Source organism: Sphingomonas sp. 22R3R2A-7, assembly GCF_036856055.1.
In the GTDB taxonomy this organism is placed as follows: domain Bacteria; phylum Pseudomonadota; class Alphaproteobacteria; order Sphingomonadales; family Sphingomonadaceae; genus Sphingomonas.
The window spans coordinates 929950-951193 of record NZ_JASPFR010000001.1 but is presented as its reverse complement, the minus strand read 5'-3'; the positions used below and the strand labels follow the sequence as shown (position 1 = coordinate 951193).

The following is a 21244-nucleotide window of genomic DNA, read 5'->3' as shown; positions in this document are numbered from 1 at the left end:
TATCCTGCACGAACGAGGGGAGTGCGTTTCGTGAATATCATCCTTCTTGGCCCGCCAGGCGCGGGCAAGGGTACGCAGGCGGCCACGTTGGTCGCCGATCGCGGCATGGTCCAGTTGTCGACCGGCGACATGCTCCGCGCTGCGGTCGCCGCCGGATCGCCCGTCGGGCTGCAGGCGAAGGCCGTGATGGCCGCGGGCGGCCTCGTCAGCGACGAGATCGTGTCCGGCATCATCGGCGAGCGGCTCGACCAGCCGGACACGGCCGAGGGCGTGATCTTCGATGGCTATCCCCGGACAGAGGCGCAGGCGCACGCGCTCGACGCGCTGCTCGCCGAACGCGGCCGTACGCTCGACTTCGTGATCGAGCTCGCCGTCGACGAGACCGCGCTGATCGACCGCGTCGTCGGCCGCTACACCTGCGCCAAATGCGGTGCGGGCTATCACGACCGGCACAAGCAGCCTGTCGTGGCGGGCGTGTGCGACGTGTGCGGCTCGACCGAGTTCAAGCGCCGCCCCGACGACAATGCCGAGACCGTCGCGAACCGGATGACGGAGTATCGCGCGAAGACCGCGCCGATCCTGCCGCTGTACGAATCGCGCGGGCTGGTGCGCCGGGTCGATGGCATGGCGGATATCGCGCATGTCGGGTCCGCGATCGCGGCGATCCTCGACGAGAAATAACCCCGTATCGACCGGCGTCCCGTACGGCGCCGGTGACATGACAAAATTGTCATCTTTGGGTCATCACGGCGACGGGCATTCGATCCTAGAGCAGCGCCAAGGCCAGCAACGGCCGGAAGCGTTTCCAGAGATCGGTGCCCGTCACTCCCGGGGGTACCGTGGGGGCCGGCGGAAACGTGCTTTCCGCCGGCCTTTCCGTTATGGAGACAGGTGAAAGCGATGACGCCGTGAACCGCAAGATCCTGATCGTAGAAGATGATGCCTCCACTGCGAGCTATCTCGTCAAGGGATTGGCCGAGGCGGGCTATGCCGTGGAGTCGTGCGGCGATGGTCGCGACGGGCTGTTCCTTGCGAGCGAGGGCATATTCGACCTCATCATCGCGGATCGCATGCTGCCGGGTCTCGACGGGCTGGCGATGGTCAGCGCGATCCGCGCGGCGGGGATCGTCACGCCGGTCCTGATCCTGTCTGCGCTCGCGGCGGTCGACCACCGCGTCGACGGGTTGAAGGCGGGCGCGGACGATTATCTGTGCAAGCCCTTCTCGTTCGCCGAACTGTCCGCGCGCGTCGAGGCGCTGGTCCGGCGCTCCGACCGGCTGGCGAGCGATCCACAAAAGACGAAGCTGTCGGTCGGTGACCTGGAGATCGACCTGCTCGCGCGCGTGGTGTCGCGCGGTGGCAATACGATCCCGCTGGGCGCGCGCGAATTCAACCTGCTCGAGTTTCTCGCGCGTCATGCCGGACAGGTGGTGACGCGGACGATGATGCTCGAGAAGATCTGGAACTATCATTTCGACCCGGGCTCGAACGTCGTCGACGTGCATATCGGCCGTCTGCGCCGCAAGCTCGAGGACGGATTCCCGACGCCGATCCTGCATACGGTGCGCGGGGCAGGGTATCGGCTCGCGGTCGACGGCTGACCCGCGTTGCGGCTGTCGATCACCGCGCGGATCGCGCTGCTCGCGATCATCCTGTCGCTGGTATCCAATCTCGCGCTGATCGGGTTCGTCTGGAAGCAGACGAGTGCGGATGCGATCGATGCGATCCGGCGCGAGACGACCGAGCAGTCGGATGCGCTGCGCACCGTGTGGCAGATCGGCGGGCTGCCCGAACTCCGCGCGGCGATCCGCGAGGCGGATAATCCTGGTGACGTGTCGCAGGTGCTCGCGCTGCTCGACGCGAACGGGCGCAGTCTGCAGGGCATGGCGCCGGACCGAGTCACGATCCCGCTGAAGACGACGACGTTCCGCATCGCGCGGCTCGGCAACGACTCGCTCTGGGCGGCGCGGGAGACGGGCTATGCGCTCTATCCCATCGGGCGGAACTGGTTGCTCACGGGACGCAATCTCGACCTGATCGCGGCAGAAGAGCGCGCGATGGAGCGCGCGCTGGCGTTTGCGATCACGCTGTCGCTCGCGCTGGGTATTTTCGGGGGGCTGGTGCTCGCGCGCTATGTCGGGCGGCGGCTCGACGCGATCGCCAACGTCATCGAGGCGGCGGGCGAGGGCGACCTGTCGCGGCGTGTCGGCGTGGTGGCGGGCGGCGGTGATGCGTTCGATCGGCTGGCCGCGCGGCTGAACGTGATGCTCGGCAAGCTCGAAGGCGTTATGGCCGAACTGCGCGTCGTCACCGACAGCCTCGCGCACGATCTGCGGTCGCCGCTGGCGCGGTTGCGCACCAAGACCGAGCAGGCGGTGCTGATCGCCGACCCCGATGCGCGCGAGGTCGCGCTGGGCGGGCTCCTGACCGAGACCGACCTCGTCATGCGGATGCTGACGATGGTGATCGAGATCAGCCGGTCGGGATCGGTGTCGCGCGACCGGTTCATCGAGGTGTCGCCCGCCGACCTGATCGAGGAGATCGGCGAGCTCTATGCGCCCGTCGCGGAGGATGCCGGGCTGACGTTCCAGGTCGCGATCGACGATCGGCCGATGCCGATGGCGTTGCACCGCGAGTTGATCAGCCAGGCGATCGCGAACCTGATCGACAATGCGCTCCGGCATGGTGCGACCGGCGGATCGGTGACGCTGCGTTTGATCGAGCGGGGGGACGGCGTCGTGATCCAGGTCGAGGATCGAGGCCCGGGCATCGCGGAGTCGGATCGCGCGCAGGCGCTCAAGCGATTCGGCCGGCTCGACAGCGCGCGGACGACGCCGGGCGCCGGGCTCGGGCTCTCGCTGATCGAGGCGGTCGCGCGGTTGCACGACGGCCGATTGGAACTCGGCGACAACGCGCCGGGCCTCGTCGCGCGGATCGTCCTGCCCTTTTGAGGCGTACGCCAAGCCTGGTGTGAGCCGTTTCGTCATCGCGGGGGTGGCGTTGTCGGGTCGGACGGGATTAAGGGCGGCTATGGACGCGCTCTCGCTCTTCGGCCTCGCTGCCGTTTCGTTCACGCTGCTTTGCTATGCGAAGGAGGCGGGGTCGCACTGGTGGACGTTCGGTTTCGCGGTCGGATGCCTGCTCGGGTCGGTCTATGGTTTCCTGCAGGGCGCGTGGCCGTTCGGCGCGGTCGAGCTGATCTGGTTCGTGGTGGCGATCCGGCGCTGGCAGACGATGCGGCTGGTCGTCGATCCCGCAGCCTGAACCGTCGCGCTGCTGCGGTACCGCGCGGAACCCACGGCTTGACAGTTCGTTTGCCCGCGCCTAATTCGGCTTTCCCGATACGACGGTTCCCGGCGGCGCTCTTTTGCGTACGCCGTCGTCGTGCGTTTCGGATCATCGCTAGGAGATGGGCGCCGTGCAGCCATGCCGGGGCCCGTGGAGCAGGAGAACCAAGTTCATGGCACGTATCGCGGGTGTTAATATCCCGACCAACAAGCGCGTGGTAATCGCGCTGACCTATATCCACGGCATCGGTTCGACCAAGGCCAAGGAAATCGTCACCAAGCTCGGCATCGCCGACACGGCGCGAGTCCAGGACCTGACCGATCAGGAAGTCCTGCACATCCGCGAGACGATCGACGCCGATCACACCGTCGAGGGCGATCTGCGTCGCCAGACGTCGATGAACATCAAGCGCCTGATGGATCTCGCCTGCTATCGTGGCCTGCGTCACCGCAAGGGCCTGCCGGTCCGCGGCCAGCGCACGCATACCAATGCGCGCACCCGCAAGGGCAAGGCCAAGCCGATCGCCGGTAAGAAGAAGTAATCCCTTAACCGGATTACTCCGCCGGCGCCGGTCCGAAGGGACCGCCCGGCGTCATGAAGATACAGGTCAGGAAATACACCATGGCACGCGAACCTCAGCGCATTAAGCGGCGCGAGCGCAAGAACATCACCTCTGGCGTCGCTCACGTGAATGCCAGCTTCAACAACACCATGATCACGATCACCGATGCCCAGGGCAACGCGATCTCGTGGTCGTCGGCAGGCGCAATGGGCTTCAAGGGCTCGCGCAAGTCGACCCCGTACGCGGCGCAGGTCGCAGCGGAAGACGCCGGCAAGAAGGCCGCCGAGCACGGCGTCCGGACGATCGAAGTCGAAGTGAAGGGCCCCGGTTCGGGCCGCGAGTCGGCCCTGCGCGCGCTGCAGGCTGTCGGTTTCCAGATCACGTCGATCCGCGACGTGACTTCGATCCCGCACAACGGCGTTCGTCCTTCGAAGCGTCGTCGCGTCTGATTTCTCCGACGTTGCCCGTGCGCGGTTGATCGCGCGGCACGGGTGCATATTCATGGCCGGCGGGAGTCCTTTCCGCCGGCCCCCAAATTAGGGGAAGCAAGTGTCTGTCAACGCAAAGAACTGGCAGGAACTCAAGAAGCCCAGCGGCCTGGAGAAAAAGGCCGGTGGCGACACCAAGCGCAAGGCGACCTTCATCGCCGAGCCGCTCGAGCGTGGCTTCGGCCTGACGCTCGGCAACGCGCTGCGTCGCGTGTTGCTCTCGTCGCTGCAGGGCGCGGCCGTCACCTCGATCAAGATCGAGAATGTGCTGCATGAGTTCTCGTCTCTGGCAGGCGTCCGCGAGGACGTGACCGACATCGTCCTCAACGTGAAGCAGATCGCGATCCGCATGCAGGGCGAGGGGCCCAAGCGCCTCCAGCTCTCCGCAACGGGTCCGGGTGAAGTCAAGGCCGGCGATATCGCCGTCTCGGGCGACATCGAGATCATGAACAAGGATCTCGTGATCTGCCACCTCGATGAGGGTGCGACGCTCAACATGGAGCTGACCGCCGACATCGGTAAGGGTTACGTGCCCGCGACCGCAAACCGCCCGGCCGACGCGCCGATCGGTCTGATCCCGGTCGACGCGCTCTACTCGCCGGTACGTCAGGTGTCGTACAAGGTCGACCCGACCCGCGTCGGTCAGGACCTGGATTACGACAAGCTGACGCTGACGATCGAAACCGACGGCACGATCACCCCGGAAGACGCAGTCGGCTATGCCGGTCGCATCCTCCAGGACCAGCTCGCGCTGTTCGTCCACTTCGACGATCTCGTCGGTCACCCGTTCGTCGGCCCCGATCGGCCAGGCAGCACCCGCTGCCGGTGGTGCGGAGCCCGCAGGCGACACGCAGCAGATCAACCGGTACCTTCTCAAGAAGGTCGACGAGCTCGAGCTGTCGGTGCGTTCGGCGAACTGCCTCAAGAACGACAACATCATCTATATCGGCGATCTGGTCGGCAAGACCGAAGCCGAGATGCTGCGTACGCCTAACTTCGGTCGCAAGTCCTTGAACGAGATCAAGGAAGTGCTGTCGTCGATGGGTCTTCGCCTGGGGATGGAAATCCCGGGCTGGCCACCTGAGAACATCGAAGAGATGGCCAAGAAGCTCGAGCAGGAAATCATGGGCTGAGTGCGAAGCCGTCCGTTATCCTGGCGCAAGTCAGGATAACGGACGGCACCGTATTCTACCCTGGATCCCAGCCTTCGCCGGGATGACGGATAATCGGGTGGGCCGCCGTCCCCACCAGCTCCCGGGTACCTCATACGGCCCCTGAACGAACGAAAAGGTATTAAACATGCGCCATCGCGTAGGCGGCCGTAAGCTTCAGCGGACCTCGGCCCACCGTCTTGCTCTGTTCCGCAACATGAGCGCTGCGCTCATCAAGCACGAGCAGATCACCACCACCGTCGCCAAGGCGAAGGAACTGCGTCCCTACATCGAGAAGCTGATCACGCTCGCGAAGAAGGGTGGCCTGTCCAACCGTCGTCTCGCGCATGCCAAGCTGCTCGACGACGCGCAGCTGATCAAGCTGTTCGACGTTCTTGGCGACCCGTTATGCGGATCGCAACGGCGGTTACACCCGCGTCATCAAGGCCGGTATCCGCATGTCGGACGCCTCGCCGATGGCCGTCATCGAGTTCGTCGACCGCGACGTCTCGGCGAAGGGCCAGGATTCGGGTCCGGTGATGTCGGACGAGGATTACAACGAAGCGGCATAATCCCCGCCTCTTGATAGTCGAATTGCAGGCCGCGTTTCCCATCCGGGAGGCGCGGCCTCTTTCGTTACGGGTCCCATCCGGCTATGCGCCCGACATGGAGCATCCAGACAGCATTCTCATCGTCGATTTCGGCAGCCAGGTAACCCAGCTGATCGCCCGCCGCGTGCGCGAAGCCGGCGTCTATAGCGAGATCGCCCCCTTCCAGTCGGCCGAGGCCGCGTTCGACCGGATGCAGCCCAAGGGCATCATCCTCTCGGGTGGTCCCGCATCGGTCACCGCGGAGAATTCCCCGCGCGTGCCGCAGCGCTTCTTCGAGGCGGGCATCCCGATCCTCGGTATCTGCTACGGCCAGCAGGTGATGTCCGCGCAGCTTGGCGGGAACGTGATCGTCTCGGGCGATGGCGGCGAGTTCGGCAGCGCCTTCGTCGAGGTCAAGTCGCCATGCGCGCTGTTCGACGGTCTGTGGGCCGAGGGTGAGCGGCATCAGGTCTGGATGAGCCACGGCGACAAGGTCGACGCGATCCCGCCGGGCTTTACCCCCGTCGCGGTGTCGACCGGCGCCCCCTATGCGATCGTCGCGGACGAGACGCGGCGCTTCTACGGCGTGCAGTTCCACCCCGAGGTCGTCCACACCCCCGATGGCGGCAAGCTGATCGCGAACTTCGCGCGGCACGTCTGCGGGCTCAGCGGCGATTGGACGATGGCCGAGTTCCGCGACACCAAGATCGCCGAGATCCGCGCTCAGGTCGGCAGCGGCCGCGTGATCTGCGGCCTGTCGGGCGGCGTCGACTCGGCGGTCGCGGCGGTGCTGATCCATGAGGCGATCGGCGAGCAGCTCACCTGCGTCTATGTCGATCACGGGCTGATGCGCGCAGGCGAGAGCGAGCAGGTCGTCAGCCTGTTCCGCGGCGCCTACAACATCCCGCTGATCCATGTGAACGTCGAGGAGCTGTTCCTCACGGGTCTCGCAGGGATCACCGACCCCGAGCTGAAGCGCAAGTTCATCGGCAAGACGTTCATCGACGTGTTCGATGCGGAGGCGAAGAAACTGGGTGGCGCGGAGTTCCTCGCGCAGGGGACGCTGTATCCCGACGTGATCGAGAGCGTCAGCTTTACCGGCGGTCCGTCGGTGACGATCAAGAGCCACCACAATGTCGGCGGTCTGCCCGAGCGGATGAACATGAAGCTCGTCGAGCCCTTGCGCGAACTGTTCAAGGACGAGGTCCGCGCGCTGGGTCGCGAGCTGGGGCTGCCCGAGATCTTCGTTGGCCGTCACCCGTTCCCCGGACCCGGCCTCGCCATCCGCATCCCTGGCGAAGTCACGAAGGAGCGCTGCGACATCCTGCGCAAGGCCGACGCGATCTATCTCGAGGAGATCCGCGCGGCGGGGCTCTACGACACGATCTGGCAGGCGTTCGCCGTGCTGCTGCCTGTCCGCAGCGTCGGCGTGATGGGCGACGGGCGGACCTATGACAACGTGCTGGCACTGCGCGCGGTGACGTCGACCGACGGCATGACCGCGCAGGCGTTCCAGTTTCCCGGCGACTTCCTGCCGCGCGTGGCGACGCGGATCATCAACGAGGTCAAAGGCATCAATCGGGTGACCTATGACTACACGTCGAAGCCCCCCGGCACGATCGAGTGGGAATAGCCGCACGGCGTACCGGGGGGCGAGGGGATCGGCGTGGCGAAGCGGGTGGCGCTCGCCGCGCCCACGCGTTCGCTTGTCGGGCACCGCGCGCCTGTTTCGCCAGGCGGATATCGATGCTTATCTGGCTGGCGGGCTCGACGTCCGGAGCTGACAGAGTGCGGATTGCCCCATCGACGACGCTCAGTTTTGGCGGGCTAAGATACGGAACCGAAACGGCCCGCTCGAGAAAGGGGGAAACTCGTGCGGGCCGCAGTCCAGTGCCGACGTCACCGTCTTGGGGTAGTGCGTCGGACAGATCGAATATGGACCTAATGGTCTGGCAGTTCAAGGGTTTTGAAACTTCAGTATGCCGGGCCGCCTTGGTGACGAGCCAAAGGATCGACGACCCGGCATACCTGCAGGGTCAACGTCCGATCGGGTGATCCGGGCGCAGAATTATCAAGAAGATATCGCTGGAGACAGACCGGGGAAGCCGTCGAGCGCCGGGGCGCGGGGGCGGGGTATCGATCGGGGCGGACCTATCGTCGCGAATCGGTCGTTTGCGCCGGGAGGCTGCGCGCCCCGCCGGTCCGTGTGACTGAAGCTGGCGGGGCGCTGAAGGTTACGCGATACTGAAAGCGATGCCTCTAGCCGTCGATATGACAAACATAAGTGAATTTCAAATGAACGAGGTGCCCCGCCCGTCCGTGTGACACTCTCGCATCCGGGCGGGGCACCGAGGCCGGCACGTCAGCGACGTTTCGGCACGGACACACGCTAGCATCGGTTGCGAAACATGACAGCGCAGTTCGTCACATCGCAGGCTCGGTTCGGCCGAAACGGACGCGTTCGCCTGCCGGGCAGTCCAGTGTCGGCGATGAAACCCGCGATGCCCGCCTGGCCGGCGGGGCGATGCGGGGGCGCTGCGACGAGAGAACATTTGCTAATTCGTGCCACCAGCGTGAAACGGACGACCGTGACGCCGCGTTAGGCAGCGCAGGGTTAGCGAAGGGTCCTTTACGAGCATGCCGAATGCGTTCGTTGCCGCGCGCGATGCGCTGGCATTCCTCGAGGTGCACCGTCTCGAGCCCATGGCCGCCAATTACGCCTTCGCGCTTGCCGTCGTCGGCGATCCGAACTCGGACCTCGCGCGTGCCGTGGCATCGGAAACGGATGGCGGCCTGCGGCTGACGGCGCGGTCGCTGGAGACGCTGAGCGACCGCTATCTACCCGCCAGGCCCGACAGGGCGGCGGAGCGCGAGACCGCGGTCACCCGCCATGCCGACCAGCTCGACGCGCTGACGTCGGATGCGCAAGCGCTGACGCAATCGTTGAGCCACGACGTCACCGCGATGTCGATCGACGCGCAGGGTTGGCCCGAATCGACTGCGCTGGTGACGCGGTTGTCCGACGCCGAACGCGAACTCGCCGACCTGCGCAGGGACGTCGCGCGGCTGCAGGCGGATCTGGGGTCGCTCGGCGAACGCCGCGCGGACCCGATGCGCGATACCGCAACGCAGGCGCTCACCCCGGAGGGCGCGCGGCCGATGTTCGCGCACTTGGCGGATCAGCATCGCAGCTATGTCATGCTGATCTTCAGCGTCGCGGATCTTGCCGGGATCAACGAACGCTTCGGCCACGCGGTCGGCGACAATGTCCTGAGCGCCTTCGTCGCGAACCTGCGTCAGGCGTTCCACGGGGAAGATGTCATCCGCTGGACCGGAAACGAGTTCGTCCTGGTGGTGACCGACGTCGCGCTGGCGGCCGCGCGCGGTCTGGCCGAGGAAGTTCTCGCGTCGTTCGAGACACGCCGGCTCAAGCTGCGCGGCAGTGGCGAGTGGATCGGCGTGGTGACGGCGTCCGCGGGGATCGTCGTGGGGCAGGGCGGCGATCAGGAGGCAGCCCTCAGCCAGGCACGCGCCGCGCTGTACCGCGCCGCGGTCAGGGGGCTGGGGCAGGTCGAGGGCTGACGCGCGTCTATCGAGGAGCCTCGGGCAGCACCAATGTTGCCCCGGCCCGATCGGTTCAGGACCGGTCGAACGTCATGCTGATCCGGACCCCGCCGATCAGCACGCCGCGGTGCCCGCGCTCGAGATGCGCGCGGCGGACATATTGCAGATCGGGCTGGATCGTCAGGAACGACGCGACGGTGTCGCGATAGGTGAGCTCGAACCCCGTCTCGGTCGCATCGGGGTGCTGGCCGGCGGTCGCGAGGCTGCGCCGGAATGCGGACGACAGCGCGCCCTGGAAGACGCCCGTCGAAAGTTCCGACCGGGGCCGGCCCGGTATGGCGCCGCGGACCAGCACGCCGGTCTGGAACCCACCGACGAACGGCGTGGTCCTGCCCTCGGACAGACCTGCGCGGAGGAAGACGTCGACGCCCCGGTCATCATCGCCAGACACGCGCTGGTCGAGCAGGACATAGGCCCCCGTCGCGATGCGGTGTACCGGCGCGCCGGTAACGTCGCGTGCGAACAGATCGTCCTGCCGCCTGGTGTATCGCCATGCGCCGATCGCCAGCTTGCCGTTCGCGGTCATACCCGCCTCCGCGATCAGCAACGCGCCGTCATGCATGCCGAGGTCCATCCCGGCAGCGTCGCCCAGCACGCCCGCGCGCGCATTGACGATCGCGGCGCGCACATAGCCTGCGCCACCGACCCTGACGTCCGCGCGGAGCGTGAGCGCGGTCGACGGAAAGATCGAGGGGCCGTTGGGTCCGGTCGCCGCCAGTTCCGACCCGATCCCGAACGCAGGCGCGATCAGCAGCCCGGCGGAATCGTCCTGGCAGAAATCGACGTTGAGATCGGACAGTCCGACCAGCAGCGAGACGCGATCCTGCCAGAGCCTCTGTTCGACCCAGGCTTCGTACAGCTTGGTCCGTCCGTCCGCGACTTCGATGTTGTCGACGCCCTGGATCGTGCCCGCCAGCGTGTTGATCGCACCGCCATGGTTGCTCAGCAGATGGACATGCCCCTTCGCACCGCGCCACCCGATCAGGCGATCGAGATCGCCGTCCGTCGTCACGTCGAGATTCCCGAGTGCACGCGCGCCGCGATCGCTGCCACCCGCGAGGACGCCGATCGCGTCGGCGACATAGCGAACCTCCATCGTGACCGGATGAGGGGCAGGGGCGGCATCGTCCGACATGGCTTGCGCGAATATCGATGTCGGCCACAGCAATGCCAGGGGCAGGGCTGCACCGAATAGGCGGCGTCTCGTGACAATATCCACCGATCATCCTCCAGCCGCGCCAATACCGGCTATTATAGGATGGTGAATTTCTCCTTTGTGGATGGGCGCCAAACAATGTTGAGCAAGTACAAGAGCGACGCGGGTACGATGTCGCTGGGACGCTCGATCCGCATCGCCGGGGGGATATTGGTCGGGCTGATCCTCCTGTGCGGCGGGACGGGGATCGGCGCGGCCTGGATGCAGCCCGCCGCGCTCAAGCGGCAGACCGAGTCCGCCGCGCTGCTCGTGAACCACGGACAGGCGGACATGATGCACGACGCGATCCGCAGCGACGTGCTGGCCGCGTTCCAGGCGGCGGAACCGGACAGCCCGCTCCGACACGACGACGTCATGAAGGACTTCGTGACCCACCGCGCCGAACTGCAGCGCGCGATCGGTGCGGATACGCACTATACGGGAGCGGCTGACGTCTCTGCGTTGACCGCGAAACTCGGCGCGCCGATGGCGGGCTATGTCGCCTCCGCGACGGCCATCATGGCGAAGATCGACGAGAATCCGGCGCGGGCCAGACGGATGCTGCCCGCGTTCTTCGGTGAATTCCGCAAGCTGGAAGTGTCGATGGCCGAGGCGACCGACGCGATCGAGGCGAACAGCGCGCGTGCGGTGGTGGCGGCCGAACGGATGGGCAGGATCGCGATGATCGTGCTCGTCATCACGCTGCTCGCGGGCGTCGCCGGGACACTGCTGGTCGTCGTGCTCGCCATCCGCCGCGTCGTCGACCCGATGGTGACGCTGGCGACCACGATGCGCGCACTGGCAGGCGGCAATCTGAAGGCGGAGGTCGCAGGCGCCGGGCGCGGCGACGAGCTGGGCGACATGGCAAAGGCGATGCTCGCGTTCCGCGACCAGCTTCAGGCCGCCGAGGCATCGAAGCAGGCGCAGGCGCAATTGATCGTCGACAGTCTCGGGACCGGGCTGACCGCGCTCGCGCAGGGCGATCTGACCGCGGAGATCGTTGCTGATCTCCATGCGCCCTTCACCGGGCTCAAGGACAATTTCAACAGCGCGCTCGTCGGGCTTCGGTCGCTGATCGGGTCGGTCGCCGACAGCGCGACGATGATCCGCACCGGCTCCGACGAGATCGCGCACGCAAGCGAGGACCTCGCGCGGCGCACCGAGGGCAATGCGGCGAGCCTCGAGCAGACCTCGGCCGCGATCGCGCAGATGGACGAGCGGCTCAAGGCGACCGCAGTGGCTGCCGAGCGGACCGTCGAGCGCGCCGACGGTGCGATCACGACGGTCGCGGGGGACGTGGCATCGCCGACGAGGCGGTCCAGGCGATGACCCGCGTCAGCGACAGCGCCAAGGGTATCGACAGCGTGATCGAAGGGCTCGACAAGATCGCGTTCCAGACGCGCGTCCTCGCGATGAACGCGGCGGTCGAAGCGGGACGAGCGGGGGAGGCGGGACGCGGGTTTGCGGTCGTCGCGGACCTGGTGTCCGCGCTCGCGATGCGTGCGGAGGAGGAAGCGGGGCGTGCGCGCCAGCAGCTGACCGCAACGCAGACGGATATCGGGACGGCGGTCGAGCACGTGCAGCGCGTCGACGGCGCGCTGTCGGCGATCGCGAGCGATGTCGGCGAAGTCCATGCGCTGCTTGCGAACATCGCGACTGACAACCAGGCGCAGTCCTCGGCGATCACCGAGGTGAGCGCGGCGGTGGGCGCGATGGATCGCGCAACGCAACAGAATGCAGCGATGGTAGAGGAGACGTCCGCCGCCGCGCGCAACCTCACCACGGAGGTCGCGGGACTATCGGATCAGGCAGCGAGGTTCAGGATCGGTGAGCCATCACGACGCCGCGCGGTGGTAGGGGATCGCGCAGTCTCGACCGTCAATCCGAGGCCGCGTTCGGCGAACGGGCAGGGCAGTGTTGCAACTACGTTCCAACGGGAGATGGCAGACGCGGAAGAGGAATGGTCATCGTTCTGACGGGACCATGAGCGACAGCGGGGTAGGGTATCACAAGGTGATACCGCCTGTGCCGGACCAGCGATCACGATGCCCGTGCAATACACATAAAAAATGGGCCGAGACTATGCTCGGCCCACCATCTTAGTTGCTGTCGGAACGGTCGTTGTCGTTCTCATTGTCGATGATGAGATACGTGACGCCCGCGAGAATGCCGACACCGATCACGAGCGGTGCGATGCTGGCACCTTGCAGGCCGGCGAGCTTGCTCGACTTGGACGTCGACGTACCCGCACGGACCGCGGGGGAAACGGACAACGCGCGAGCGGCATTCGCGCCTGCAGGAGCTGCGGTCGCAGCGTTTGCCGCGACGGGCAGGGCGGTCATGGACAGCGCGCTCACGCCGAGGATCAAAGTCTTCATCATATATAGTCTCCCGATAAGGGCAGCCATAGAGGCCGCGGTCGTTGAACGACCCTGGATGCAAAAAGTAACCGCGATCAATAACCCAATACGATAAGCCGGGTTCCCGGCGGGTCGGCTTCCTGCGCGAAACGCAAGGGTCGAGCCGATATCACTGGAGTGGGAAGGCCCATCGGGCGGATGCCGAGCGTCTTCGAAATGACGCACGGGCGGGTATTGATCGGGGGTGTATCGGCAAAAAAATGGCTCCCTGAGTAGGATTCGAACCTACGGCCACTCGATTAACAGTCGAGAGCTCTACCGCTGAGCTATCAGGGAACGTTGCCGGAGGCGGCTCTATAAACGGCCAGTCGGACGATGCAACCCGGTTTGTCGCGAAAAGCCAGAAAAAGGCTAGGCTGCGAACTGCTCCATCGTGATGCGATCGTCGAGCGCGTGCTCGGGATCGAACAACAAGGTGAGCTCGCGCGCACGGTCCATGCAGATGTCGACCTGCGCAACGTCGCGGATCTCGCGCTGGTCGGCGACGGCCGAGACGGGGCGCTTGCCGGGGTTGAGCACGCGGATGCGGATCCGCGCCTTGTCGGGCAGGATCGCCCCGCGCCAGCGACGTGGGCGAAACGGGCTGATCGGCGTCAGCGCGACCATGCCCGACCCCAGGGGCAGGATCGGCCCCTGCGCGGAGAAATTGTACGCGGTGGAGCCTGCGGGGGTGGCGACGAGGATGCCGTCGCAGGCGAGTTCCGGGAGCACGACGCGGTCGTTGACGGTCACCTCGAGCTTGGCGGTCTGTCGCGTCTCGCGAAGCAGCGACACTTCGTTGATCGCGGGGAGCGTGTGTGTGCGCCCGTCGATCCCGACCGCGGTCATGCTGAGCGGCGTGACCTTGAACGGCTTGGCACGCGACAACCGGTCGTCGAGGCCGTGGTGGCGCCATTCGTTCATCAGGAAGCCGACGGTGCCGAGGTTCATCCCGAACACGGGCACCGCCGGCTTGCGGCGCTCGAGCATCGCGTGGAGCGTCTGGAGCATGAACCCATCACCGCCGAGCGCGATGACGACGTCGGCCTCGTCCTCGCCGACCCAGTCGCCGAGATCGGTCAGCTGCGCCGCGGCTTCGCGCGCCTGGGGCGTCGAGGATACGACCAGCGCCCGGCGCGCGTAATGCGTCATCCGCCGGTGACGCTCATGTGGCGCGCGACCGCGGGACCCTCGCCCTGGCCGATACGGAAGTCGTGGCGCTTGGGCTTTGCATAGAGCCCGGCGTCGATCGCGGTATCGAGACCGGCGATCCCGCCGTCGCGCAGCGCTGCCTTCAGATCGACCTGATCGTCATGGCCGAGGCACATGTAGAGCTTGCCCTCGGTCGTCAGCCGGACGCGGTTGCATCCGTCGCAGAAATTCGCGGTCAATGGCGAGATGAGCCCGAGCCGCGTCTGCGAACCGTCGACGTTCCAATAGCGGGCAGGACCGCCCGTCTTGTGCGCGTCGCGTGCCAGCGTGAACTGCGTGCCGAGCTGCTCGAACACCGCCGTCAGCGGGAGGAAGCGATCGGTACGATCCTCATCGATGGCGCCGAGCGGCATTGTCTCGATCAGGGACAGGTCGAACCCCTCGTCGCGACACCAGGCGAGCATCGGGGCGATCTCGTCCTCGTTGAACCCCTTGAGCGCGACCATGTTGATCTTGATCGCGAGACCCGCATCGCGTGCCGCCATGATGCCGCCGATCACCTGATCGACGTCGCCATGACGCGTGATGTAGCGGAACCGGTCGGGGTCGCGGCTGTCCATGCTGACGTTGACGCGGCGGATGCCGGAATCGACGATCGCCTCGGCGTGTTCGGCGAGCCGCGTCCCGTTGGTGGTCATCGTGAGTTCTTCGAGCCCGCGACCGATATTGCTGCCAAGCCGCGTGACGAGTTCGCCGACGTCGCGCCGGACGAGCGGCTCGCCGCCCGAGAGCCGGATCTTCGTCACGCCGCGCGCAATGAAGCGCTCGGCGATGATCGCGATCTCCTCGAGGCTCAGCAACTTGCTGCGCGGGAGGAAGGTCATCTTTTCCGACATGCAGTAGCGACAGCGCAGGTCGCAGCGGTCCGTGACCGAGATCCGGAGATAGCGGATGGTCCGCTGGTGGCGGTCGATCAACGGACGACCGAGCGCCGACGGATTTTCGAGATTGGTGTCGGTCGCCATCGACACAGAGCTAGGTGCTGCCGTCGCGGGCGACAAGTGCGTTCCAGGATTGGCGGCAGGCGATGCGAGGGCTAGGCTCTCGGGGATGAGACCTGCCGCACTTGAAAATACTGACATAGTGAACAGAACGATGCTGTTCGCCTGCGCGTTCCGTCACGGCGACGAGATCGCCGAGATAGCGACGGCCGGGGGCTGGAACGTGACGACTGCCGCTGCCGGGATCGGTGCGATCGTCTCCGGCTATGCCTCCAGCCGGGCGCGGGTCGCGATTGTCGACGCGCGCGATGCGATCGCGGATGCGCTCGCCGCGACGCGGGCGCTTGCACCGGGGGTCGCGGAGAAGGGCGGCGCGTTGCTCGTCCTGCTGGCGGAGGCGGACGTGGCGTCGATCGCCGCGATCTACGACGCGGGCGCGACGCATTTCCTGACGATGCCGGCGGAGGACGAAGTGATCGTGCAGAGCGTGCGGTTCGCCGAACGCCATGCCGCGCGGGCGGTCAGAAAGCCCGCCGATCGCCGGCTGGGGATACCCGCCGAGCGTATGGACCGCGGCGCGGACGCGGCCCGTGGATGGATCGCGCACCGGATCTCGGCGGCGCGCCCCGTCTCGCTCGTCCTCGTGTCGCTGTCCCGGCTCGACATCGTCAATGCCGCCCATGGGCGTTCGGCCGTCGACGCGCTGATCGAGGAGGCCGTCGCGCGCGCCGAGGCGGTTGCGCGGGGCACGATCGAAGCCCCCGCCTGCGTCGCGCGGACCGGCGGCGGCGAGTTCGTCGTCGCGGTCGAGGCGATGGATGCGGATCTTGCCGGGTTGATCGCGGCGCTCGACGCGGCGCTCGCGCGGCCGTTCGCGGTGGCATCGGCGCTTGCGGTGCTGGGTTGCCGGTTCGGCGTCGCGAGCCATCCGGCAGCGACCGGGCGCGCCGAGCCGATGCGCGATCCGGAAGACGGAGCCGCGTCGCTGTTGCGCCGTGCGAGCGATGCGCTGGCGGATGCGAAGGCGAGCGATGGCGCGGTGCTGCAGGTCGCGTCGGCGCCGAACGGCGTCCCGCTCGATACGCTCGCGATCGACCTGCACCACGCGATCGAACTCAACGAGATCGACATCCGCTTCCAGCCGCAGGTCGAGATCGCGAGCGGCAGGATCGTCGGGGTCGAGGCGCTCGCACGCTGGGACCACCGCAAGCTCGGGCCGCTCGGCGCGGACGCGCTGTTCGCCGCGGCGGATCGCGCCGACCTGGGGATCGCGCTGTCGGATCATATCCAGCGCCTCGTCCTCGCGCGGGCGGTTGCGTGGCCGGAGGCGTTGTCGGCGCTGCGCGTGTCGCTCAACCTGACCGCGGCGGATATCACGCGGCCGGGGTTCGCGGCGCTGTTCCTCGCGCGGGTCGACGCCAGCGGCTTTCCGCGCGGGCGTCTGACCGTCGAAATCACCGAGACGGGGCTGATCGAGGATCTCGCGATCGCATCGGTCCTGCTCGCCGAACTGCGCGGCGCGGGGTGTCGGGTGGCGATCGACGATTTCGGGACGGGCTATTCGAGCCTTGCCTATCTGAAGGACCTGCCGCTCGATTACGTGAAGATCGACAAGGCGCTGGTCCGCGACATCGGCGGCAGCCAGCGGGACCGGGTGGTCGTCGCCGGCGCGATCACGATGGCGCGCTCGCTGGGCCTGTCGGTGATCGCGGAAGGGGTCGAGACGCCCGACCAGCTCGAACTGCTCGCCGCGTGCGGGACGCGGCTGTACCAGGGGTTCCTGTTGTCCGAGCCGGTCGGCGAGGCGGCGTTGCTCGAACTGATGGCGCGGACATGATGCGCGCGATCCCGATGCCGCTGGCTGGCCTCGCGTTCGTCACCGTGGGCGCGACACCGACGAGCAGCCGCGCGCAGGCGGCGGCGCAGACCCCTGCATCGGTGGCGATCCGGCACGCGATGGAGGCGAGCGCAGCGGGGTGGAACGCCAGCGACCTCGTGCGGTTCGTCGCGATCTATGCCGACGACGCGCTGTTCGTCACGCCAAAGGGAGTGTTGCGCGGAAAGTCCGCGATATCCGCGCGGTACGCACCGAGCTTAAGTTCGGGTGGCAACAGTCGTGGGCGGCTAAGCTTTGCGTTTCTCGAGATGCGCGGGATCGATCCGACGCATGCGGTGCTGATCGCGCGGTGGACGCTGACGGGCGCGACGAGCAGCGAGACGGGGATGACGACGCTCGTCTTCGAACGGCGCGACGGTGCGTGGAAGATCATCACCGATCACAGCAGCTGAGCGCGGCGGCGCTCAGCCCGCCGCCTTTGCCAGCCCCTTCGACAATTGCAGCGCGCCGTGGAGCCGCGCCTTGGGATCGCCCCAGGCGCGTTGGAGCACCAGCTTGCTGTCGGGGCGCAACCGCGCGACGCCGTTGAGCCGTTCGACATAGGCGAGCAGCTTGTCGATGTTCGGCGGCGTGTCGTTGTGGAACGACACCAGCACGCCGCGCGGGCCGACGTCGATCTTCGACACGCAGGCACGCTTCGCGTTCAGCTTGATCTCGATGACCTTGATGAGGTTCTCGGTCGCGTCGGGCAGCGGGCCGAAGCGATCGATCATCTCGGCGGCGAACGCCTCGATCTCCTGGCCCTCGTCGAGTTCGTTCAGGCGGCGATACAGCCCCATGCGGAGATCGAGATCGGGGACATAGTCCTCGGGGATGAGGATCGGTGCGTCGACCGTGATCTGCGGCGAGAAGTCCTTCGGGCGTGCGGAGGCGAGACCGCCCGACTTGGCGTCCATGATCGCCTCCTCGAGCATCGCCTGGTAGAGTTCGAACCCGACCTCCTTGATATGCCCGGTCTGCTCGTCGCCAAGCATGTTGCCCGCACCGCGGATGTCGAGATCGTGGCTCGCCAGCTGGAACCCGGCGCCGAGCGAATCGAGATCGGACAGCACCTTCAGCCGCTTCTCGGCGGTCACCGTCATCTGCCGCTCGGGCGGCGTCACCAGATAGGCATAGGCACGCGTCTTCGAGCGGCCGACGCGCCCGCGCAGCTGATAGAGCTGGGCGAGGCCGAAGCGGTCGGCGCGGTGGACGATCATCGTGTTGGCGGACGCGATGTCGATCCCGCTCTCGATGATCGTGGTCGAGACGAGCACCTCGAACTTCTTGTCGTAGAAGGCCGACATGCGCTCCTCGACCTCGGTCGGCGACATCTGGCCGTGCGCGACGACGAAGCGGATCTCGGGCACCTGTTCGCGCAGGAACTCCTCGATCTCGGGCAGGTCGGCGACGCGCGGGGTGACGACGAAGCTCTGGCCGCCGCGATAATGTTCGCGCAGCAGCGCCTCGCGCAGGACGACGGGGTCGAACGGCATGATGTAGGTCCGCACCGCGAGGCGATCGACCGGCGGGGTCTGGATCACCGACAGTTCGCGGATGCCCGACATCGCCATCTGCAGCGTGCGCGGGATCGGCGTCGCGGTCAGCGTGAGCATGTGGACGTCGGCCCGGAGCGCCTTCAGCCGCTCCTTGTGCGTCACGCCGAACCGCTGCTCCTCGTCGACCACGACAAGGCCCAGCCGCTTGAAGTCGATATTCTTCGCGAGCAGCGCGTGCGTGCCGATGACGACGTCGATCGTGCCGTTCGCCAGCCCCTCCTTGGTCGCCTTCGCCTCGCTCGCGGTGACGAGCCGCGAGAGGCGGCCCATGTTCATCGGGAAGCCTTCGAAGCGGCTGACGAAGTTGTTGTAGTGCTGGCGCGCGAGCAGCGTCGTCGGGCAGACGATCGCGACCTGCTTGCCGCCCATCGCCGCGACGAATGCGGCGCGCAGCGCGACCTCGGTCTTGCCGAAGCCGACATCGCCGACGACGAGCCGGTCCATCGGCTTGCCCGCGGACAGATCGGCGAGAACCTCCTCGATCGCGCGGTCCTGGTCCTCGGTTTCCTCGTAGGGGAAGCGATCGACGAAGCTGGGGTAGCCGCTGGCGTCGGGTTCGAGCACGTCGCCGGGATGCAGCGCGCGTTCGGCGGCAGTCGCGATGAGCTCGCCCGCGATCTCGCGGATCCGCTCCTTCATCTTCGACTTGCGACGCTGCCAGCCTTCGCCGCCGAGCTTGTCGAGCGATGCGCCTTCCTCCGACGAGCCGTAGCGCGAGAGGACGTCGATATTCTCGACCGGCACGTAGAGCTTGTCGCCGCCGGCATAGCTCAGCGCGACGCAGTCGTGCGGGCTCTGGCCGACCGGGATCGAGGTCAGGCCTTCATAGCGACCGATGCCATGCTCGGTATGGACGACGAGATCGCCCGGCGTCAGCGTCGCGAGTTCGGCGAGGAACGCGTCGGCGGATTTCTTGCGCTTCTTGCGGTGGACGAGACGGTCGCCGAGCATGTCCTGCTCGGTGAGGACGGCGACGCCCGGCGCGGTGAACCCGTGATCGAGCGGCAGGACGATCAGCGCGACGCCGAAGCTTTTCGCGGTATCGGCGACGCCGAGCGCCTCCTGCCAGGTTTCGGCGTGCTTGCCGCCCTTCAGGCCGTGGTCGGCGAGCAGGCTCCCCAGGCGTTCGCGCGCGCCGATCGAATAGCTGGCGAGGATCGGCTTGCGACCCTGCTTGCGCAGTTTCTCGACATGGTCGGCGACGGCCTCGTAGATGTTCGCCTGTGCAGCGCGCTCGGGGCCGAAGTCGCGCGGGCCGTCGACCGCGAAGTCGAGCACGGTCGCGCTTTCCGGCTCGTGGAAGGGCGAGGTGATGTGCGCGGCGAACGCCTCGGTCGCGCCCGACCAGTCCTGCGCGTCGAGATAGAGCGCCTTGGCGGGCATCGGACGGTAGCTGCCGGGTTGCGCGGCCTCGGCGCGCTTGCGGTTCTCGTAATAGTCGGCGATCGATTCGAGCCGGCTTTCCGCCGCCGCGGCGACACCGCTGTCGCGGACCAGCACGTCGTCGGCGCCGAGATGGTCGAACAGCGTCGCCATCTTCTCTTCGAACAGCGGCAGCCAATGCTCCATCCCCGCGATCCGCCGGCCCTCGGAGATCGCCTGGTACATCGGGTCGCCGGTCGCGGTCGCGCCGAACGCGTCGCGGTAACGCGTGCGGAAGCGCTTGATCGAGTCTTCGTCGAGCAAGGCTTCGGAGGCGGGGAGCAGGACGAAGCCGTCGATCCGGCCGGTCGTGCGCTGGTCGGCGGCGTCGAAGGTGCGGACGCTCTCGATCTCGTCGCCGAAGAAGTCGAGGCGCAGCGCGTGGTCCTCGCCCGACGGGTAAAGATCGACGATCCCGCCGCGCACCGCATATTCGCCCTGATCGTGGACGGTGTCGGTGCGGACATAGCCGTTCGCCTGGAGCAACGTGGCGAGCTTGTCGCGACCGATCCGCTCGCCGGGGGCGAGCCGAGCGACGAGCTGGCGGATGCGGAACGGGGTGAGGACGCGCTGCGTCGCCGCGTTCGTGGTGGTCAGGAGGAGCTGCGGGCCCTTGGGCTTGCCCTGCAGGCGCTGCAACGCGGCGACGCGTTCGGCCATGACGCGCAGCGTCGGCGACGCGCGGTCATAGGGGAGGCAGTCCCAGGCGGGGAAGCTCAGCACTTCGAGATCGGGCGCGAAGAACGCCGCGGTCGAGGCGATCGCGCGCATCGCCGCATCGTCGGGCGCGATGAACACCGCGCGCGTCTTCGCGGCGCGCGCGAGATCGGCGAGCAGCGACGGCTGGAACCCCGACGGCACGCCCGACAGCGTCAGCGGGGTTGTCGCGGAGAGGATCGTCTGAAGGTCTGGCATATCGTTCCTGAAGCCCTCTCCC

General features: G+C 67.0%; 15 protein-coding genes, 1 tRNA gene and 3 pseudogenes. 13 read left to right on the top strand and 6 right to left on the bottom strand.

Annotation, left to right across the window (positions count from 1 at the left end; all coding sequences use genetic code 11):
* Window positions 1-30 precede the first annotated feature (30 nt).
* From QP165_RS04350 to QP165_RS04305, 10 genes and pseudogenes are all read left to right on the top strand, one after another.
* The gene (locus tag QP165_RS04350; RefSeq protein WP_056018598.1) at window positions 31-681 is read left to right on the top strand and encodes an adenylate kinase; all 651 of its coding nucleotides are present in this window, start codon (window positions 31-33) and stop codon (window positions 679-681) included.
* Between the two features lie 227 nt (window positions 682-908).
* Window positions 909-1601 (top strand): winged helix-turn-helix domain-containing protein, encoded by a 693-nt coding sequence (locus tag QP165_RS04345; RefSeq protein WP_056018595.1) that lies wholly within the window; start codon window positions 909-911, stop codon window positions 1599-1601.
* A gap of 6 nt (window positions 1602-1607) precedes the next feature.
* Entirely contained in the window at window positions 1608-2951 is a 1344-nt protein-coding gene (locus QP165_RS04340) for a sensor histidine kinase (RefSeq protein WP_056015526.1), read from the top strand.
* A 19-nt stretch (window positions 2952-2970) separates the two neighbouring features.
* A complete protein-coding gene (locus tag QP165_RS04335; protein ID WP_333994045.1) occupies window positions 2971-3264 on the top strand; it encodes a hypothetical protein in 294 nt (97 codons plus the stop codon).
* Between the two features lie 196 nt (window positions 3265-3460).
* Window positions 3461-3829: a 30S ribosomal protein S13 gene (rpsM, locus tag QP165_RS04330; RefSeq protein ID WP_333994044.1), complete on the top strand. Its 369-nt coding sequence runs from the start codon at window positions 3461-3463 to the stop codon at window positions 3827-3829.
* 80 nt (window positions 3830-3909) lie between these two features.
* Window positions 3910-4299 (top strand): 30S ribosomal protein S11, encoded by a 390-nt coding sequence (rpsK, locus tag QP165_RS04325; RefSeq protein WP_031395237.1) that lies wholly within the window; start codon window positions 3910-3912, stop codon window positions 4297-4299.
* Window positions 4300-4399: 100 nt separating this feature from the next.
* Window positions 4400-5471 (top strand): annotated as a pseudogene (locus tag QP165_RS04320) (DNA-directed RNA polymerase subunit alpha).
* 166 nt (window positions 5472-5637) lie between these two features.
* Window positions 5638-6061: pseudogene (rplQ, locus tag QP165_RS04315) on the top strand (50S ribosomal protein L17).
* Window positions 6062-6155: 94 nt separating this feature from the next.
* Window positions 6156-7712 carry a glutamine-hydrolyzing GMP synthase gene (guaA, locus tag QP165_RS04310; RefSeq protein ID WP_333994043.1) on the top strand — a complete coding sequence of 519 codons (1557 nt, stop codon included), beginning with the start codon at window positions 6156-6158 and terminating at the stop codon, window positions 7710-7712.
* A 1004-nt stretch (window positions 7713-8716) separates the two neighbouring features.
* Window positions 8717-9661, top strand: a complete 945-nt coding sequence (locus QP165_RS04305) for a GGDEF domain-containing protein (RefSeq protein ID WP_333994042.1) — start codon at window positions 8717-8719, stop codon at window positions 9659-9661.
* A gap of 55 nt (window positions 9662-9716) precedes the next feature.
* On the opposite strand, the gene QP165_RS04300 is transcribed toward QP165_RS04305, so the two are convergent.
* Window positions 9717-10922 (bottom strand): carbohydrate porin, encoded by a 1206-nt coding sequence (locus QP165_RS04300; RefSeq protein ID WP_333994041.1) that lies wholly within the window; start codon window positions 10920-10922, stop codon window positions 9717-9719.
* Between the two features lie 108 nt (window positions 10923-11030).
* Between QP165_RS04300 and QP165_RS04295 the strand changes: the two are divergent.
* Window positions 11031-12874, top strand: a pseudogene (locus QP165_RS04295) (methyl-accepting chemotaxis protein).
* Window positions 12875-12997: 123 nt separating this feature from the next.
* Here QP165_RS04295 and QP165_RS04290 read toward each other — a convergent pair.
* The 4 genes from QP165_RS04290 to moaA all read right to left on the bottom strand — a co-directional run bounded on the left by QP165_RS04290 (window position 12998) and on the right by moaA (window position 15474).
* On the bottom strand, window positions 12998-13279 hold the full coding sequence (locus QP165_RS04290; RefSeq protein ID WP_333994039.1) for a hypothetical protein: 282 nt from the start codon (window positions 13277-13279) through the stop codon (window positions 12998-13000).
* Between the two features lie 240 nt (window positions 13280-13519).
* A tRNA-Asn gene (locus tag QP165_RS04285) sits at window positions 13520-13594 on the bottom strand.
* Between the two features lie 75 nt (window positions 13595-13669).
* Complete coding sequence (locus QP165_RS04280) at window positions 13670-14449, bottom strand: NAD kinase (protein ID WP_056015511.1); 780 nt, start codon at window positions 14447-14449, stop codon at window positions 13670-13672.
* Window positions 14446-15474 carry a GTP 3',8-cyclase MoaA gene (gene moaA / locus QP165_RS04275; RefSeq protein WP_333994036.1) on the bottom strand — a complete coding sequence of 343 codons (1029 nt, stop codon included), beginning with the start codon at window positions 15472-15474 and terminating at the stop codon, window positions 14446-14448. Before moaA ends, QP165_RS04280 begins: the two co-directional genes overlap by 4 nt.
* A 130-nt stretch (window positions 15475-15604) precedes the next feature.
* Here moaA and QP165_RS04270 point away from each other — a divergent pair, with 130 nt between their 5' ends.
* Together QP165_RS04270 and QP165_RS04265 are read left to right on the top strand one after the other, a co-directional pair.
* Window positions 15605-17287 (top strand): EAL domain-containing protein, encoded by a 1683-nt coding sequence (locus tag QP165_RS04270; protein ID WP_333994034.1) that lies wholly within the window; start codon window positions 15605-15607, stop codon window positions 17285-17287.
* A complete protein-coding gene (locus QP165_RS04265) occupies window positions 17284-17739 on the top strand; it encodes a YybH family protein (RefSeq protein ID WP_333994031.1) in 456 nt (151 codons plus the stop codon). Before QP165_RS04270 ends, QP165_RS04265 begins: the two co-directional genes overlap by 4 nt.
* A 12-nt stretch (window positions 17740-17751) precedes the next feature.
* On the opposite strand, the gene mfd is transcribed toward QP165_RS04265, so the two are convergent.
* Window positions 17752-21222 carry a transcription-repair coupling factor gene (mfd, locus tag QP165_RS04260; RefSeq protein WP_333994030.1) on the bottom strand — a complete coding sequence of 1157 codons (3471 nt, stop codon included), beginning with the start codon at window positions 21220-21222 and terminating at the stop codon, window positions 17752-17754.
* Window positions 21223-21244: the final 22 nt, after the last annotated feature.

What these genes read in the sequence shown, in the direction of transcription:
- rpsM (WP_333994044.1), top strand. Translation starts at nt 3,461, where the DNA reads ATGGCACGTATCGCGGGTGTTAATATCCCGACCAACAAGCGCGTGGTA.
- rpsK (WP_031395237.1), top strand. Translation starts at nt 3,910, where the DNA reads ATGGCACGCGAACCTCAGCGCATTAAGCGGCGCGAGCGCAAGAACATC.
- guaA (WP_333994043.1), top strand. Translation starts at nt 6,156, where the DNA reads ATGGAGCATCCAGACAGCATTCTCATCGTCGATTTCGGCAGCCAGGTA.
- QP165_RS04305 (WP_333994042.1), top strand. Translation starts at nt 8,717, where the DNA reads ATGCCGAATGCGTTCGTTGCCGCGCGCGATGCGCTGGCATTCCTCGAG.
- QP165_RS04290 (WP_333994039.1), bottom strand. Translation starts at nt 13,279, where the DNA reads ATGATGAAGACTTTGATCCTCGGCGTGAGCGCGCTGTCCATGACCGCC.
- QP165_RS04280 (WP_056015511.1), bottom strand. Translation starts at nt 14,449, where the DNA reads ATGACGCATTACGCGCGCCGGGCGCTGGTCGTATCCTCGACGCCCCAG.
- moaA (WP_333994036.1), bottom strand. Translation starts at nt 15,474, where the DNA reads ATGGCGACCGACACCAATCTCGAAAATCCGTCGGCGCTCGGTCGTCCG.
- QP165_RS04270 (WP_333994034.1), top strand. Translation starts at nt 15,605, where the DNA reads ATGCTGTTCGCCTGCGCGTTCCGTCACGGCGACGAGATCGCCGAGATA.
- QP165_RS04265 (WP_333994031.1), top strand. Translation starts at nt 17,284, where the DNA reads ATGATGCGCGCGATCCCGATGCCGCTGGCTGGCCTCGCGTTCGTCACC.
- mfd (WP_333994030.1), bottom strand. Translation starts at nt 21,222, where the DNA reads ATGCCAGACCTTCAGACGATCCTCTCCGCGACAACCCCGCTGACGCTG.